Source organism: Jiella pacifica, assembly GCF_010500815.1.
GTDB classification, from domain to species: domain Bacteria; phylum Pseudomonadota; class Alphaproteobacteria; order Rhizobiales; family Rhizobiaceae; genus Jiella; species Jiella pacifica.
This window is the reverse complement of record NZ_JAAAMG010000005.1, coordinates 50,592-65,279: the sequence shown is the minus strand read 5'-3', so window position 1 is coordinate 65,279 and position 14,688 is coordinate 50,592. Positions and strand designations below refer to the sequence as shown.

At 65.7% G+C, this 14,688-nt stretch carries 15 protein-coding genes; all 15 read left to right on the top strand.

All coding sequences use genetic code 11. The annotated features are described in order from the left end of the window. The first annotated feature begins 310 nt into the window (after positions 1-310). Positions 311-1,162 carry a carbohydrate ABC transporter permease gene (locus tag GTK09_RS07865; RefSeq protein ID WP_246217788.1) on the top strand — a complete coding sequence of 284 codons (852 nt, stop codon included), beginning with the start codon at positions 311-313 and terminating at the stop codon, positions 1,160-1,162. Positions 1,163-1,175: 13 nt separating this feature from the next. After that, the gene (locus tag GTK09_RS07860; protein WP_163462512.1) at positions 1,176-2,078 is read left to right on the top strand and encodes a carbohydrate ABC transporter permease; all 903 of its coding nucleotides are present in this window, start codon (positions 1,176-1,178) and stop codon (positions 2,076-2,078) included. A 140-nt stretch (positions 2,079-2,218) separates the two neighbouring features. Next, on the top strand, positions 2,219-3,163 hold the full coding sequence (gene fabD, locus GTK09_RS07855; protein WP_163462510.1) for an ACP S-malonyltransferase: 945 nt from the start codon (positions 2,219-2,221) through the stop codon (positions 3,161-3,163). Positions 3,164-3,220: 57 nt separating this feature from the next. Continuing rightward, a complete protein-coding gene (fabG, locus tag GTK09_RS07850) occupies positions 3,221-3,958 on the top strand; it encodes a 3-oxoacyl-[acyl-carrier-protein] reductase (RefSeq protein ID WP_163462507.1) in 738 nt (245 codons plus the stop codon). A 252-nt stretch (positions 3,959-4,210) separates the two neighbouring features. Then, the gene (locus GTK09_RS07845) at positions 4,211-4,447 is read left to right on the top strand and encodes an acyl carrier protein (RefSeq protein ID WP_026358398.1); all 237 of its coding nucleotides are present in this window, start codon (positions 4,211-4,213) and stop codon (positions 4,445-4,447) included. A 204-nt stretch (positions 4,448-4,651) separates the two neighbouring features. Beyond that, the gene (fabF, locus tag GTK09_RS07840) at positions 4,652-5,917 is read left to right on the top strand and encodes a beta-ketoacyl-ACP synthase II (protein ID WP_163462506.1); all 1,266 of its coding nucleotides are present in this window, start codon (positions 4,652-4,654) and stop codon (positions 5,915-5,917) included. Between the two features lie 119 nt (positions 5,918-6,036). Next, complete coding sequence (locus tag GTK09_RS07835) at positions 6,037-6,690, top strand: glutathione S-transferase family protein (RefSeq protein WP_163462504.1); 654 nt, start codon at positions 6,037-6,039, stop codon at positions 6,688-6,690. 235 nt (positions 6,691-6,925) lie between these two features. Continuing rightward, positions 6,926-9,547 carry an ATP-dependent chaperone ClpB gene (gene clpB, locus GTK09_RS07830; protein WP_163462502.1) on the top strand — a complete coding sequence of 874 codons (2,622 nt, stop codon included), beginning with the start codon at positions 6,926-6,928 and terminating at the stop codon, positions 9,545-9,547. Positions 9,548-9,794: 247 nt separating this feature from the next. Continuing rightward, positions 9,795-10,655 (top strand): metal ABC transporter substrate-binding protein, encoded by an 861-nt coding sequence (locus GTK09_RS07825; protein WP_246217787.1) that lies wholly within the window; start codon positions 9,795-9,797, stop codon positions 10,653-10,655. Beyond that, positions 10,652-11,536: a manganese/iron ABC transporter ATP-binding protein gene (locus tag GTK09_RS07820; protein WP_163462498.1), complete on the top strand. Its 885-nt coding sequence runs from the start codon at positions 10,652-10,654 to the stop codon at positions 11,534-11,536. Before GTK09_RS07825 ends, GTK09_RS07820 begins: the two co-directional genes overlap by 4 nt. Then, positions 11,536-12,444: a metal ABC transporter permease gene (locus tag GTK09_RS07815; RefSeq protein ID WP_163462497.1), complete on the top strand. Its 909-nt coding sequence runs from the start codon at positions 11,536-11,538 to the stop codon at positions 12,442-12,444. Before GTK09_RS07820 ends, GTK09_RS07815 begins: the two co-directional genes overlap by 1 nt. Before the next feature lie 4 nt (positions 12,445-12,448). Beyond that, the gene (locus GTK09_RS07810) at positions 12,449-13,309 is read left to right on the top strand and encodes a metal ABC transporter permease (RefSeq protein WP_163462496.1); all 861 of its coding nucleotides are present in this window, start codon (positions 12,449-12,451) and stop codon (positions 13,307-13,309) included. Between the two features lie 59 nt (positions 13,310-13,368). Further along, positions 13,369-13,683 carry an ArsR/SmtB family transcription factor gene (locus GTK09_RS07805; protein WP_163462495.1) on the top strand — a complete coding sequence of 105 codons (315 nt, stop codon included), beginning with the start codon at positions 13,369-13,371 and terminating at the stop codon, positions 13,681-13,683. After that, a complete protein-coding gene (locus tag GTK09_RS07800) occupies positions 13,680-14,027 on the top strand; it encodes an SRPBCC family protein (RefSeq protein ID WP_163462494.1) in 348 nt (115 codons plus the stop codon). The genes GTK09_RS07805 and GTK09_RS07800 overlap by 4 nt, the downstream gene beginning before the upstream one ends. 46 nt (positions 14,028-14,073) lie before the next feature. Beyond that, positions 14,074-14,682 (top strand): ATP-dependent Clp protease proteolytic subunit, encoded by a 609-nt coding sequence (locus GTK09_RS07795; RefSeq protein WP_163462493.1) that lies wholly within the window; start codon positions 14,074-14,076, stop codon positions 14,680-14,682. Positions 14,683-14,688 lie beyond the last annotated feature (6 nt).

Here is a 14,688-nt window from a genome sequence, read left to right as displayed (position 1 = left end):
GCCGCAACATCGGCTGCTGCCGCCCTCTGCAGCGGAAGCATTGGCGCCTGACGATCTCTGGATTCTCGGGACGGGGCCCGAGAATGACGACGCGTTGGTGGTATCGCACGGCGTGCTTCGGCGAAACCCGGCGTGCGTCGACGAAAATTGCGTGTCCCGTCGGTCGGGCGGGCTGAGAGAGCATTGTAGGGAGCGGTCGCAGATGGCCACCATCGACACAACGGGGCAGGGACGGAGCAAGTCCACCTATGTCCGCCCCAATCCGTTTCGCCGCTTCGTCGAAAGCCGCAACGGGCTCGGCTTCCTGTTTATGCTGCCGGCGGCGGTGTTCCTCTTATGCTTCCTGACCTACCCGCTCGGCCTCGGCGTCTGGCTCGGCTTCACCGATACGACCATCGGACGAAACGGCGTCTGGATCGGCTTCGAGAACTACACTTGGCTGTTCGACGACCCGGTGTTCTGGCTGTCGGTCTACAACACCATCCTCTACACCTTCGTCGCCTCGGTCGCGAAATTCGCCCTCGGCCTGTGGCTGGCGCTGATCCTCAACGAGCATCTGCCGTTCAAGACCTTCTTCCGCGCGATCATCCTCTTGCCCTGGGTGGTGCCGACGGTGCTCTCGGCGTTGGCGTTCTGGTGGATCTACGATTCGCAGTTTTCGATCATCTCCTGGGTGCTGATGCAGTGGGGCTGGATCGACGCGCCGATCAACTTCCTCGGCGATCCGAACAATGCCCGGGCCGCCGTCATCGCGGCCAATGTCTGGCGCGGCATTCCGTTCGTGGCGATCTCGCTGCTCGCCGGCCTGCAGACCATCCCGCAATCGCTGAACGAGGCCGCCGCCCTCGACGGCGCGACCTCCTGGCAGCGCTTCACCAGGATCACCCTGCCGCTGCTGACGCCGATCATCGCCGTGGTGATGACCTTCTCGGTGCTGTTCACCTTCACCGACTTCCAGTTGATCTACGTCCTCACTCGCGGCGGCCCGGTCAACGCGACGCATCTGATGGCGACGCTGTCCTTCCAGCGGGCGATCCCCGGCGGCCAGCTCGGCGAGGGCGCCGCCATCGCGGTGGCAATGATCCCGTTCCTCCTCGCCGCGATCCTGTTCTCCTTCTTCGGTCTGCAGCGCCGCAAATGGCAGCAGGGCGGAAACGACTGAGGAAAGACATTCGATGAGCCGACAGACGCTTCCCGCAGACCACGCCGCCGTCACCGACGATTCCGAGGGCATGCAGCAATTCAACACGCTGCCGCGCCGGATCTTCGTCGTCTACCTGCCGCTCGCCTGCTTCGTCTTCGTGCTGCTGTTCCCGTTCTACTGGATGGCGATCACGGCGGTGAAGCCGGACAACCAGCTGACAAACTACGCCGAATACTCACCGTTCTGGGTGGTCGAGCCGACTCTCGAACACATCAAGTATCTCTTGTTCGAAACGTCCTATCCGGGGTGGCTGTGGAACACGATGCTGGTCGCCGTCGCCTCGACGGTGATCTCGCTCTTCGCTTCGGTCTTCGCCGCCTATGCAATCGAGCGGATCCGCTTCACCGGGGCGCGCACGACTGGGTTGATGATCTTCCTCGCCTATCTCGTGCCGCCGTCGATCCTGTTCATTCCGCTCGCCTTCATCGTCTTCCAGGTCGGCATCTTCGATTCGCGCCTGGCGCTGATCCTCACCTATCCGACCTTCCTCATTCCCTTCTGCACCTGGCTGTTGATGGGATACTTCCGGACGATCCCGTTCGAACTGGAGGAGTCGGCGCTGGTCGACGGGGCGACGCGCTGGCAGATCCTGACCAAGGTGGTGCTGCCGCTCGCCGTGCCCGGCCTGATCTCGGCCGGCATCTTCGCCTTCACCCTGTCCTGGAACGAGTTCATCTATGCGCTGACCTTCATCTCCTCCTCGGAGAACAAGACGGTGCCGGTCGGCGTCCTGACGGAACTGGTCCGCGGCGACATCTACGAATGGGGAGCGCTGATGTCGGGCGCGCTGCTCGGCTCTCTGCCGGTGGTGATCCTCTACTCGTTCTTCGTCGACTACTACGTTTCGTCGATGACAGGCGCGGTGAAGGAATAGGCCGTCATCGCCCCCGCAGGCCGCTTGGTGAGAGGGGCGTCGGCGCCGCGACTTTGTGCAGCGCAAGCTTGACAGCTTGGCCGACAGCCCTCATTGCCCACGCCACTTCGCAGTTGGGATGGCATTACGGAGTGAAAACGATGACCCTGGCGCTGGTCTTTCCCGGGCAAGGTAGCCAGACCGTCGGCATGGGCCGGTCGCTGAGCGAGGCCTATGCCGAGAGCCGGGCCGTCTTCGAGGAAGTCGACGAGGCGCTCGGCGAAAAGCTCTCGGCGTTGATCTTCGAAGGACCCGAGGACATCCTGACGCTGACGCAGAACGCCCAGCCCGCCCTGATGGCCGTCTCGCTCGCCGCCGTGCGGGCTCTTCAGGCGGAAGGTTTCGACGTCGCGGCTGCCAATTACGTCGCCGGCCATTCGCTCGGCGAATATTCGGCGCTGGCCGCCGCCGGCGCCTTCGAGATCGGGGCTGCGGCGCGGCTGCTGCGCCTCCGCGGCCAGGCGATGCAGGCGGCGGTGCCGCCGGGCGAGGGCGCGATGGCGGCGATCCTCGGCCTGGATGCGGCGAGTGTCGCCGATCTCTGCGTCCGGGCGGCGGAGGGCGAAGTTCTTTCGCCGGCAAACGACAATGGCGGTGGCCAGATCGTCATCTCCGGTGCGGCCGCGGCCGTCGCCAGGGCGGTGGCCCTCGCGCCGGAACTCGGGGCGAAGCGGGCGATCCCGTTGACGGTCTCCGCGCCGTTCCATTGCAGCCTGATGGCACCGGCCGCCGAAAAGATGGCCGAAGCGCTGAAGAGCGTCGCGATCGCCGTGCCGGTCGTGGCGCTCGTCGCCAACGTCACCGCGGCTCCGACCAGCGATCCCGAGGCGATCCGCGATCAGCTCGTGCGGCAGGTTACCGGCGAGGTTAGGTGGCGCGAGAGCATGGAGTATCTCGCCGGCGCCGGCATCACTGACATCGTCGAAATCGGCAGCGGCAAGGTCCTGAGCGGTCTCGCCAAGCGAATCGACAAGCGGCTCTCGGCTCAGGCGATCGGAACCCCGGAGGCTGTCAAAGCCTTCATCGACAGCCGCCGGACCGCCTGAAGCGGCCCTTCGGCGCGCAAGGGCGGTCGCCCCAAGAAACGATCCGAGGAAACGACCATGTTCGACTTGACCGGCCGCAAGGCCCTGATCACCGGTGCAACCGGCGGGATCGGCGAAGCCATCGCCCGGGCGCTGCATGCCCAAGGCGCGACGGTGGGGCTGCACGGCACACGGCAGGAGAAGCTGGAGGAACTCGCTTCCGCGCTGGGCGATCGCTGCGTGGCGCTGCCGGCCAATCTCGCCGACCGCGACGGGCAGACGAAGCTGGCCGAATCCGCCATCGAGGCGCTCGGCGGCGTCGACATCCTGGTCAACAATGCCGGCATTACCAAGGACGGCTTGTTCGTGCGGATGTCGGATGCCGACTGGGACAACGTCCTCGAGATCGACCTCACCGCGGCGTTCCGGCTGACCCGCGAGCTCACTCATCCGATGATGCGCAAGCGTTTCGGGCGGATCATCAATATCACTTCGGTCGTCGGCGTGACCGGAAATCCTGGCCAGGCCAATTACTGCGCGGCCAAGGCGGGGATGGTTGGCTTTTCCAAGTCGCTCGCCCAGGAAATCGCCACCCGGGGCGTGACGGTGAACTGTATCGCCCCTGGCTTCATTTCCAGCGCCATGACGGACAAGCTGAACGACAAGCAACGGGAGACCATCCTCGAGAGGATTCCCGCAAAGCGCATGGGGAGCGCTGCCGACATTGCCAGCGCGGCCGTTTTTCTCGCGTCCGAGGAGGCCGGCTACGTCACGGGGCAGACCATCCACGTCAACGGCGGAATGGCGATGATCTGACGGATGAGGGATCTCAGGCAATCCGCTCGTCGCCGCCATGGGCCGAAATGCGACGTTCGGCTTGTGTTTCTCGATGCGTCAGCCAGATACCACCGGACCATTGGCGCGACGGTAAGAAGGTGTTAACGAGCCGCCCCATCGTTTTTTCGGGGTGAACTTCATGGCGCGGCCGGCAAATCGGGACGCGCCGCTTGATAAAAGGCCGTCTCGCGTCTAACGAACGGCAAACGTCATCACAGCAGAGGAATGACAATGAGCGATACCGCCGAGCGAGTGAAGAAGATCGTCGTCGAACATCTGGGCGTCGAGCAGGAAAAGGTCACCGAGAACGCCAGCTTCATCGACGATCTCGGGGCGGACAGCCTCGACACGGTCGAGCTCGTCATGGCGTTCGAAGAAGAGTTCGGCGTCGAGATTCCCGACGATGCGGCCGAAACGATTCTCACCGTCGGCGACGCCGTCAAGTTCATCGAGAAGAACCAGGCCTGATCGGTCGAGGATCCCGTTCCGAGCTTCTCGCCCTGTCGCCTGCGGGCACCTGGCGGTTGCCGGAATGAGTGAAACGCTCGCGTTTCATCGGTTCTGGTGGAGCTTTTCGGATTCGCCGTCCGGCTCCCCGGCAACGAGGACCGGGGATCGATTGTCGGATCGGCTCCACGAAAGTCGGTCCGTCTTTCTGGCAAAAGAGCGGATATGAGACGAGTAGTCATCACCGGCGTCGGGATGGTCACACCCCTTGGCGCTGGCGCATCGGTCACCTGGAAGCGGCTTCTGGCCGGGGATAGCGGCGCGGCGAGGATCGAAACCTTCGAGGTCTCCGATCTGCCGTGCCAGATCGCCTGCCAGATTCCCCGTGGTGACGGCCATGACGGCACCTTCAATCCCGATCAGTGGATGGAGCCGAAAGAGCAGCGAAAGGTCGACGATTTCATCGTCTATGCCGTTGCCGCGGCTGCCGAGGCGCTGGACGATGCCAACTGGCATCCGGAGTCTTACGAGGACCAGATCACGACGGGCGTCCTGATCGGGTCGGGCATTGGCGGCCTGCAGGGCATCGAGAAGACCGCGCTTATCCTCGCGGAGAAGGGGCCCCGCCGGGTTTCGCCCTTCTTCATTCCCGGCAGCCTGATCAATCTCGCCTCCGGACACGTATCGATCCGCAACGGCCTCAAGGGGCCGAACCATTCGGTCGTCACCGCCTGCTCGACCGGCGCGCATGCCATCGGCGACGCCAGCCGGCTGATCGCCCTCGGCGATGCCGACGTGATGGTCGCGGGCGGTGCCGAATCACCAGTCGGGCGTCTCTCGCTCGCCGGCTTTGCCGCTTGTCGGGCGCTGTCGACCCATTTCAACGACGACCCTCAGCGCGGCTCCAGGCCCTATGACCGTGACCGCGACGGCTTCGTCATGGGCGAGGGCGCCGGCATCGTCGTGCTCGAAGAGCTCGAACACGCCAAGGCGAGGGGCGCGCGCATCTATGCCGAGGTGATCGGCTACGGCATGTCGGGCGACGCCTATCACATCACCGCTCCGGCCGAAGACGGCGACGGCGCCTTCCGCTGCATGTCCGCTGCCCTGAAGCGGGCCGGCATCACCGCCGCCGATCTCGACTACGTCAACGCCCACGGAACGTCGACGCCCATGGGCGACGAGATCGAGCTGCGTGCCTTCGAGCGGCTGGTCGGCGAATCGGCGTCGCAGATCACCATGTCCTCGACCAAGTCGGCCATCGGCCATCTGCTCGGGGCCGCCGGTTCCGTCGAGGCGATCTTCTCGGTGCTGGCGATCCGCGACAACGTCGCGCCGCCGACGCTCAATCTCGACAATCCGTCCGTCGAGACGAAGATCGACCTCGTGCCCCACCAGAAGAAGGAGAAGCAGATCGACACCGTCCTGTCGAACTCCTTCGGCTTCGGCGGCACCAACGCCTCGCTGGTGCTGCGGCGCTTCGCCGAGTAGAACGACACCGACAGCAGAGTCCGATCGGGGCGGGTGGTCATGGCGATCGTCCGCCCTTTTTCGTTCCAAGGCATCCGAAAAACGGGGTCGCCTGCTTTATTCTGGAGGAGATATCGCCGATGGCACGCATGAAACTCTTCTACGCGCCGGGCGCCTGTTCGCTCGCATCCCACATCGCCCTTGAAGAGGCGGGCGCCGATTTCGAGGCCGTGCGGATCGATACGGCCGGCGGCGAGCAGCGTTCGCCGGAATATCTGAAGATCAATCCGAAGGGCCGCGTGCCGGCGCTCGCCGACGGCGACTTCGTCGTGACGGAAAACCCGGCGATCCTGCGCTACGTCGCGGTGACCCACCCGGACAAGAAGCTCTGGCCCGCCGATCCGCGCGGCGAGGCACGCTGTGCCGAGTGGCTGGCCTTTCTCGCCTCGGGCGTTCACCCGACCTACGCCCACATCCGCCGCGCCGAGCGCTACGCCTCGACGGAGGCGGGCAGGAACGACGTCATCGAGACCGGCCGGCGGGCGACGCGCGACGTCTATGGCATGGTCGAGGCCAAGCTCGCCGGCAGGGGCAGCGACTGGGCGGCAGGCGAGGCCTATTCGGTGGCCGATGCCTATCTCCTGGTCTTCTGGAACTGGGGCACGGGTTCGGTTCTCGGCTACGACATGGCGGCGGAGTTTCCGGTCTGGACCGCGCTGAGCCGGCGCGTCGTCGCTCGTCCCGCCACCGCGGCGGTGTTCGAGCGCGAAGGCCTGGCGTTGCCGGAGCCCTGACCCAATATCTCCGCTCGGGACCCGGTTGCCCGCTCTCGCGATCCCGCAGCCTGAGCAAGATCCCGGACGGCTCCGCCAGGCGTAACATTTTTGCAACAATCGTTCCCGGGGCATCTACCGCCGCGCGTCCGAGGCTCCCATATCTCTGACGGGCGGCTCGCCGGAAGCGGGAGCCGGACTCCAATCTTTGCGTCGCGTGCCTCTTGAAAGGGCGCGGCGCGGCAAGGAGAGAGCCATGAATCTGGAAAAATATACTGAGCGCGTCCGCGGCTTCATCCAGGCGGCGCAGACGGCGGCGGTTTCCGCCGATCATCAGCAGTTTTCGCCGGAGCATCTGCTGAAGGTCCTCATCGACGACGAGGAAGGGCTCGCGGCTGGTCTGATCGAGAAGGCCGGCGGCCGGCCGCAGGAAGTGCGGCTCGCCGTCGATGCGGCACTGAAGGCCATGCCGAAGGTCACCGGCGGGTCGGGCCAGATGTATCTCGCCCAGCCGCTGGCCAAGGTCTTTGCCACCGCCGAGGAGATCGCCAAGAAGGCCGGCGACAGCTACGTCTCGGTCGAGCGCCTGCTGCTGGCGCTCACCATCGAGAAGAGCGCCAAGACCGCCGACATTCTGAAGAAGGCGGGTGTCACCCCCGCCGGCCTCAACGACGCGATCAACGATCTGCGCAAGGGCCGCACGGCGGACACCGCTTCGGCGGAGAGCGGCTACGACGCCCTGAAGAAATACGCCCGCGACCTGACCGAGGCCGCCCGCGAGGGCAAGCTCGACCCGGTGATCGGGCGCGACGACGAGATCCGCCGCACCCTCCAGGTGCTGTCGCGGCGCACCAAGAACAATCCGGTGCTGATCGGCGAGCCCGGCGTCGGCAAGACCGCCATCGCCGAAGGTCTGGCGCTCAGGATCGTCAATGGCGACGTGCCGGAATCCCTGCGCGACAAGCAGCTGATGGCGCTCGACATGGGCTCGTTGATCGCCGGCGCGAAATATCGCGGCGAGTTCGAGGAGCGGCTGAAGGCCGTCCTGTCCGAGATCTCGGCGGCGGCCGGTGGCGTCATCCTGTTCATCGACGAGATGCACACCCTCGTCGGCGCCGGCAAGGCGGACGGGGCGATGGACGCCTCGAACCTGCTCAAGCCGGCGCTTGCCCGGGGCGAACTCCACTGCATCGGCGCGACCACCCTCGACGAATACAGGAAGCACGTCGAGAAGGACGCGGCGCTGGCGCGGCGCTTCCAGCCGGTCTTCGTCTCCGAGCCGACGGTCGAGGACACGATCTCGATTCTGCGCGGCCTGAAGGAGAAGTACGAGCAGCACCATCAGGTGCGGATCTCCGACAGCGCCCTCGTCGCCGCGGCGCAGCTGTCGAACCGCTACATCACCGACCGCTTTCTCCCCGACAAGGCGATCGACCTGATCGACGAGGGCGCGGCGCGGTTGCGCATGCAGGTGGACTCCAAGCCCGAGGAACTCGACGAGATCGACCGGCGCATCATGCAGCTGAAGATCGAGCGCGAGGCCCTGAAGAAGGAGACCGACGAGGCCTCGAAGGACCGGCTCGAACGTCTGGAAGCCGAACTCGCCAATCTGGAAGAAGAGTCCGACCGGATCACCCAGGCCTGGCAGGCGGAAAAGTCCAAGCTGGGACAGGCGGCCGATCTTAAGCGCCGGCTCGACGAGGCCCGTAACGAACTCGCCATTGCCCAGCGCAAGGGCGAGTTCCAGCGGGCGGGCGAACTCGCCTATGGGGAAATCCCCAAGCTCGAGGCGGCGGTGAAGGAGGCCGAGGCCAACGACGGAGCCAAGTCCGGCTCGATGGTCGAGGAGACCGTGACGGCAGACCACGTGGCCCAGGTCGTCTCCCGCTGGACCGGCATCCCGGTCGACCGCATGCTGGAAGGCGAGCGGGACAAGCTGCTGCGGATGGAGGATTCGCTGCAGAAGCGGGTCGTCGGCCAGGGCGAGGCCGTTCAGGCGGTGTCGCGGGCAGTCCGGCGGGCGCGTGCGGGCTTGCAGGATCCGAACCGGCCGATCGGCTCGTTCATGTTCCTCGGACCCACGGGCGTCGGCAAGACCGAGCTGACCAAGGCGCTGGCGCATTTCCTCTTCGACGACGAGGCGGCGATGGTGCGGCTCGACATGTCGGAATACATGGAGAAGCACTCCGTCGCCCGGCTCATCGGCGCGCCTCCCGGCTATGTCGGCTACGAGGAGGGCGGTGCGTTGACCGAGGCGGTGCGGCGCCGGCCCTATCAGGTGGTTCTCTTCGACGAGATCGAGAAGGCCCATCCGGACGTCTTCAACGTTCTCCTGCAGGTGCTCGACGACGGGCGGCTGACGGACGGGCAGGGACGGACGGTCGACTTCCGCAACACCCTGATCATCATGACCTCCAACCTCGGTTCGGAGTTCCTGGTGGCGCTCGGCGAAGACGAGAATGCCGAAGCCGCGCGCGAGCAGGTGATGGCGGTGGTGCGGGCGTCGTTCCGGCCGGAGTTCCTCAACCGCGTCGACGACGTCATCCTGTTCCACCGGCTGCATCGCTCGGAGATGGGCGCCATCGTCGACATCCAGATGGGGCGGCTGGAAAAGCTCCTGGAGGATCGCAAGATCCGCGTCGAGCTCGACGAGACCGGCCGCGAATGGCTGGCCCAGAAGGGCTACGATCCCGCCTATGGCGCGCGTCCCCTGAAACGCGTCATCCAGCGCGAGGTGCAGGATCCGCTCGCCGAGAAGATCCTGATGGGCGAGATCCGGGACGAATCGACGATCAAGATTTCAGGCGGCTCCGACCGGCTGAATTTGTACGTCGTAGGCTCGAAAAACGGCGCCGAGGGCGACCGCGTCGCGGTCTGAGCGGCGTTTCCAACGGCTGAAAGAAACGAGCGGCGCGGTCCACAGAAGGGCCGCGCCGTTTTTGTATGCAGTGCAGCATGGGCGGCGGTACCGTATGTTCGCGGGTGCCTTCGCGATCACGATGCGGGCGAGTACACCGAATTATATTGCAAATGATTTGCAACTGCATATGATCACTGCATCTGCAATTGTTCGAGGACGCTGCATGACCGCTGGACGATCTCTCCCATGCGCTGCCCTGGCGACGATGCTGCTCTGGCCGGCCACTGGCGCAAAGGCTGCCGACGAGCCCTTCAAGGTGGTCACCACCTTCACGGTCATCGCCGACATGGCGCGTAACGTCGCCGGGGATGCCGCGGAGGTCGTCTCCGTCACCAAGCCCGGCGCCGAGATCCACGGCTACGAGCCGACGCCCGGCGACATCGTCTCGGCACAGGATGCCGACCTGATCCTGTGGAACGGTCTCAATCTGGAACGCTGGTTCGAGCAGTTCTTCGCCAACTTCGGCGACGTGCCCTCGGCGACCCTGACGGACGGGATCGAGCCGATCGCGATCGCCGAAGGGAGCTATGAGGGCCTCGCCAATCCCCATGCCTGGATGGGGCTGGGCAACGCCATGGTCTATGTCGACAACATCCGCGACGCGCTGGTCGAGCATGATCCGGACGACGCCGAGACCTACAAGGCGAACGCCGAAGCCTACAAACAACAGATCCGCGCAACGATCGAGCCGCTGCGCGACCGGATCGCCGCCATTCCCGAGGCGCGGCGCTGGCTGGTCACCTGCGAGGGCGCGTTCAGCTATCTGGCGAAAGATTTCGGCCTCAAGGAGCTCTATCTCTGGCCGATCAACGCCGACCAGACCGGCACGCCGCAGCAGGTCCGCAAGGTCATCGACGGCGTGCGCGAAAACGATGTCCCGGCGGTGTTCTGCGAATCCACCGTCAACCAGGCTCCCGCCCAGCAGGTGGCGCGCGAGACCGGGGCCCAATATGGGGGCGTCCTATATGTCGATTCGCTCTCGGAGGAGGGCGGCCCGGTGCCGACCTATCTCGACCTGTTGCGGGTGACGTCGGAGACCGTCGTCGAGGGGCTGACGGGCAAATGACCGAAGAGAACGTGCCGGAGCAGATGGACGGCATCGTCGCGGAGCGCCTCACCGTCACCTATCGCAACGGCCACACGGCCCTGCGCGAGGCGAGCTTCGCCATTCCGCGCGGCACGGTGACGGCCCTCGTCGGCGTCAACGGCGCCGGCAAGTCCACCCTGTTCAAGGCGATCATGGGGTTCATTCCCCTCGGCTCCGGCGACATCCGGCTGCTCGGCATGACCGTGAAGGAGGCGCTGCGCGCCAACCTCGTCGCTTACGTTCCCCAGTCGGAGGAGGTCGACTGGAACTTTCCGGTCCTCGTCGAGGACGTGGTGATGATGGGCCGCTACGGCCACATGGGCTTCCTGCGCCGGCCCGCGAAGGCCGATCACGCGGCGGTCGACCAGGCGCTCGAACGGGTCGGCATGGGGGCCTTCCGCCATCGCCAGATCGGCGAACTCTCCGGCGGCCAGCGCAAGCGCGTCTTCCTCGCGCGAGCGCTTGCCCAGGACGGACGGGTGATCCTCCTCGACGAACCCTTCACCGGCGTCGACGTGAAGACCGAGGAGCAGATCGTCCAGCTGCTGCGCGAGTTGCGCGCGGAGGGGCGGGTGATGCTGGTCTCCACCCACAATCTCGGCTCGGTGCCGGAATTCTGCGACCGCACGATCCTGGTCAAGGGCACGGTGCTCGCCTACGGCCCGACCGAGACGGTGTTCACCCGCGGCAATCTCGAACGCGCCTTCGGCGGCGTCCTGCGGCACTTCACCCTCGGTGGCACCCTGCTGCACGACGACGACGATCCCCGGGAAGTCAGCATCATCACCGACGACGAGCGTCCCTTCGTCCACTACGGCGAGACGATCCAGCGCAGCAGTCCGGCGGCGGAGGGGCAGTGATGGGCGCGATGCTCGAGCCCTTCGCCTATTCCTACATGACCAACGCCATGTGGGTCTCGGCGCTCACCGGCGCCGTCTGCGCCTTCCTGTCGGCCTATCTGATGCTGAAGGGCTGGTCGCTGATCGGCGACGCCTTGTCCCACTCCGTCGTGCCGGGCGTTGCGGGGGCCTACATGCTGGGCCTGCCCTTCGCCCTCGGCGCCTTCATCTCCGGCGGCCTTGCGGCGGGGGCGATGCTGTTTTTGTCCGAGCGATCCGGGCTGAAAGTCGACGTCGTCATCGGCATCATCTTCACCTCCTTCTTCGGCCTCGGGCTGTTCATGGTCTCGATCAATCCGATGACGGTCAGCGTCCAGACCATCGTCATGGGCAACATCCTGACGATCACGCCGGAAGATACGCTGCAGTTGGCGATCATCGGCTTCGTCTCGCTGGCGATCCTCCTCGCGAAGTGGAAGGACCTGATGGTCACCTTCTTCGACGAGACACACGCCCGCTCGATCGGGCTCCGCCCGGACCTCCTGAAGGCGGTGTTCTTCTGCATCCTGTCCGCCGCCATCGTCGCGGCCATGCAGACCGTCGGCGCCTTCCTCGTCATCGCCATGGTGGTGACGCCGGGCGCCACGGCCTATCTCCTCTGCGACCGCTTTCCCCGGCTGATCGCACTCTCCGTCGCGATCGGCGCCGCCACCAGCTTCATCGGCGCCTATGCCAGCTATTTCCTCGATGGCGCCACCGGCGGGGTGATCGTCACGCTGCAGACCGCGATCTTCCTCATCACCTTCGTCCTTGCGCCCAAGCACGGGCTCCTCGCCGCGAAGCGCAAGGCACGGGCAGCGCTCACGGGCCAGGTGCCCGACATGGAGGAAGAGACCGTCTCGCCCGGCCCGGCCGAGGCACGGAGCTGAACCCATGGAGACGTTGCTTCTGCCCTTCCAGTTCGCCTTCATGCAGAATGCCTTCCTGATCTGCATGATCGTCGCCGTGCCGACGGCGCTCTTGTCCTGCTTCCTCGTCCTCAAGGGCTGGGCGCTGATGGGCGACGCCGTCAGCCATGCCATCCTGCCCGGCGTCGTCCTGTCCTGGATCCTCGGCATCCCGCTGATCGTCGGGGCCTTCGCCGCCGGCATGGGCTGCGCGCTGCTGACCGGCTATCTCTCCGACAACAGCCGGGTGAAGCAGGACACGGTGATGGGCGTTGTCTTCTCCGGCATGTTCGGAATCGGCATCATCCTCTACACGTCCTTCCCCACCAACGAGCATCTCGACCACGTCCTCTTCGGCAACATGCTGGCGATCGGGCTCGACGACCTTCTGACCGCCGGCGCCATCGCCCTCGCGGTTACGCTGGCCCTCCTCCTGAAATGGAAGGACCTTCTCCTCCACGCCTTCGATCCGGCGCAGGCGAGGGCGTCCGGCCTCAGCACCGGCATCCTCCACTACGGCCTCCTTGCCGCGCTCTCCCTCACCGTCGTCGCGACGCTCACATCCGTCGGCCTCATCCTCGCCGTGGCGCTCCTCGTCACCCCCGGCGCGATCGCCTTCCTGATCGCGCGCAGCTTCGGCTGGATGCTGATCGTCGCGGTCGTCGCCTGTCTCCTGTCGATGCTGCTCGGGACTTATCTCGCCTTCTTCCTCGACAGCGCCCCCGCGCCGACCATCGTCCTCGTCCTGACGGCGCTCTTCTGCCTCGCTCTCGCCCGGCGCATGGCCCGAACGCGGCGGGCCTCCCGCGAGGCAGCGCCCGAGCCGGCCCTCGCCGGTGGAAAATGAACTCCACGCCGCGTAGATACAGCTTGCGAATCAAATAAGTCTTCGCTTATGTATTGCACATGAGCGACGACGACATCTTCAGGGCCCTGGGCGATCCCACCCGCCGCGCGATCTTCGAAAAGCTCGCCGCCGGCGCGCTGAACGCCAGCGCGTTGCGCGAGGGAATGGCGATCTCCCAGCCGGCGATGTCCCAGCATCTCGCCGTCTTGCGCAACGCCAGTCTGGTCCGCGAACGGCGGCAGGGGCGCTATGTGAACTACGAGGTCGACCCGGACGGTCTCGCCCGCATCGCCGGCTGGCTCTCCCGCTACCGGGCCTACTGGCCGGCCCGCATCGAGGCCCTCCGGGACCTGTTGAAGGACATGGACCAATGACCCTGGAAGACGATCAGGACCAGCCAGCCGAGCTCGTCTTCGAGGTGGATCTCGATGCGCCGCCGGAAAAGGTCTGGCGGGCGCTCTCGATCGACGCGTTCCGGGAAAGATGGCTGCCGGGCGAAGATCTCGCCGATCCGGAACCCGTCGCCAGCGTGCCGGGCGAGGAGCTGCGCTACCGGATGCGCGAGGACGCGGCTGGCGAGAGCCTGGTGACGTTCCAGATCCGGGCCGTTGGCGAAGGCCGTACGCGGCTGCGGATCGTCCATGGCCTTACGCCTGCGCCAAACATGATGCTCAGAGCCGCCAACGCCAACCGGCCGCCCCTCATACGCGCGGCCTGATAGAGCGCGACACCCTCAAGAAACCCGAAGAGAACGGAGGTCGCCGATGCGCGACACGATGCAACTCGTCCCCATGGTGGTCGAGCAATCGAGCCGGGGCGAGCGCTCCTTCGACATCTATTCGCGGCTTTTGCGCGAGCGGATCATCTTCCTGAACGGCGAGGTGAACGACACTTTGTCCGGTCTCGTCTGCGCCCAGCTTCTCTTCCTCGAAGCGGAGAACCCTAAGCGCCCGATCCATCTCTACATCAACTCGCCGGGCGGCGTCGTCACCGCGGGTCTCGCGATGTACGACACCATGCGCTACATCTCCTCGCCGGTGCATACGCTCTGCATGGGCACCGCCCGCTCCATGGGCTCGTTCCTGCTGATGGCTGGCCAGCCAGGCGAGCGCGCCGCCCTGCCGAATGCCAGCCTCCACGTCCACCAGCCGCTCGGCGGCTTCCAGGGGCAGGCTTCCGACATCGCCATCCAGGCCGAGGAGATGCTGAAGGTGAAGCGCCGGATGATCCGGCTCTATGCCGAGCATTGCGGGCGAACGATCGAGGAGGTCGAAAAGACCCTCGACCGCGACCGCTTCATGAGCGCCGAAGAGGCGCTGGAGTGGGGGCTGATCGACAAGATCCTGACCGAACGTGACATCGGCCAGCGATGAGCACCG

Bases quoted from the DNA above. Each gene is read 5' to 3' on its own strand.
- GTK09_RS07815 (WP_163462497.1), top strand. From the start codon at position 11,536: ATGGGCGCGATGCTCGAGCCCTTCGCCTATTCCTACATGACCAACGCC.
- GTK09_RS07860 (WP_163462512.1), top strand. From the start codon at position 1,176: ATGAGCCGACAGACGCTTCCCGCAGACCACGCCGCCGTCACCGACGAT.
- fabD (WP_163462510.1), top strand. From the start codon at position 2,219: ATGACCCTGGCGCTGGTCTTTCCCGGGCAAGGTAGCCAGACCGTCGGC.
- fabG (WP_163462507.1), top strand. From the start codon at position 3,221: ATGTTCGACTTGACCGGCCGCAAGGCCCTGATCACCGGTGCAACCGGC.
- GTK09_RS07865 (WP_246217788.1), top strand. From the start codon at position 311: ATGCTGCCGGCGGCGGTGTTCCTCTTATGCTTCCTGACCTACCCGCTC.
- GTK09_RS07805 (WP_163462495.1), top strand. From the start codon at position 13,369: ATGAGCGACGACGACATCTTCAGGGCCCTGGGCGATCCCACCCGCCGC.
- clpB (WP_163462502.1), top strand. From the start codon at position 6,926: ATGAATCTGGAAAAATATACTGAGCGCGTCCGCGGCTTCATCCAGGCG.
- GTK09_RS07820 (WP_163462498.1), top strand. From the start codon at position 10,652: ATGACCGAAGAGAACGTGCCGGAGCAGATGGACGGCATCGTCGCGGAG.
- GTK09_RS07810 (WP_163462496.1), top strand. From the start codon at position 12,449: ATGGAGACGTTGCTTCTGCCCTTCCAGTTCGCCTTCATGCAGAATGCC.
- GTK09_RS07845 (WP_026358398.1), top strand. From the start codon at position 4,211: ATGAGCGATACCGCCGAGCGAGTGAAGAAGATCGTCGTCGAACATCTG.
- GTK09_RS07825 (WP_246217787.1), top strand. From the start codon at position 9,795: ATGCTGCTCTGGCCGGCCACTGGCGCAAAGGCTGCCGACGAGCCCTTC.
- GTK09_RS07795 (WP_163462493.1), top strand. From the start codon at position 14,074: ATGCGCGACACGATGCAACTCGTCCCCATGGTGGTCGAGCAATCGAGC.
- fabF (WP_163462506.1), top strand. From the start codon at position 4,652: ATGAGACGAGTAGTCATCACCGGCGTCGGGATGGTCACACCCCTTGGC.
- GTK09_RS07835 (WP_163462504.1), top strand. From the start codon at position 6,037: ATGGCACGCATGAAACTCTTCTACGCGCCGGGCGCCTGTTCGCTCGCA.
- GTK09_RS07800 (WP_163462494.1), top strand. From the start codon at position 13,680: ATGACCCTGGAAGACGATCAGGACCAGCCAGCCGAGCTCGTCTTCGAG.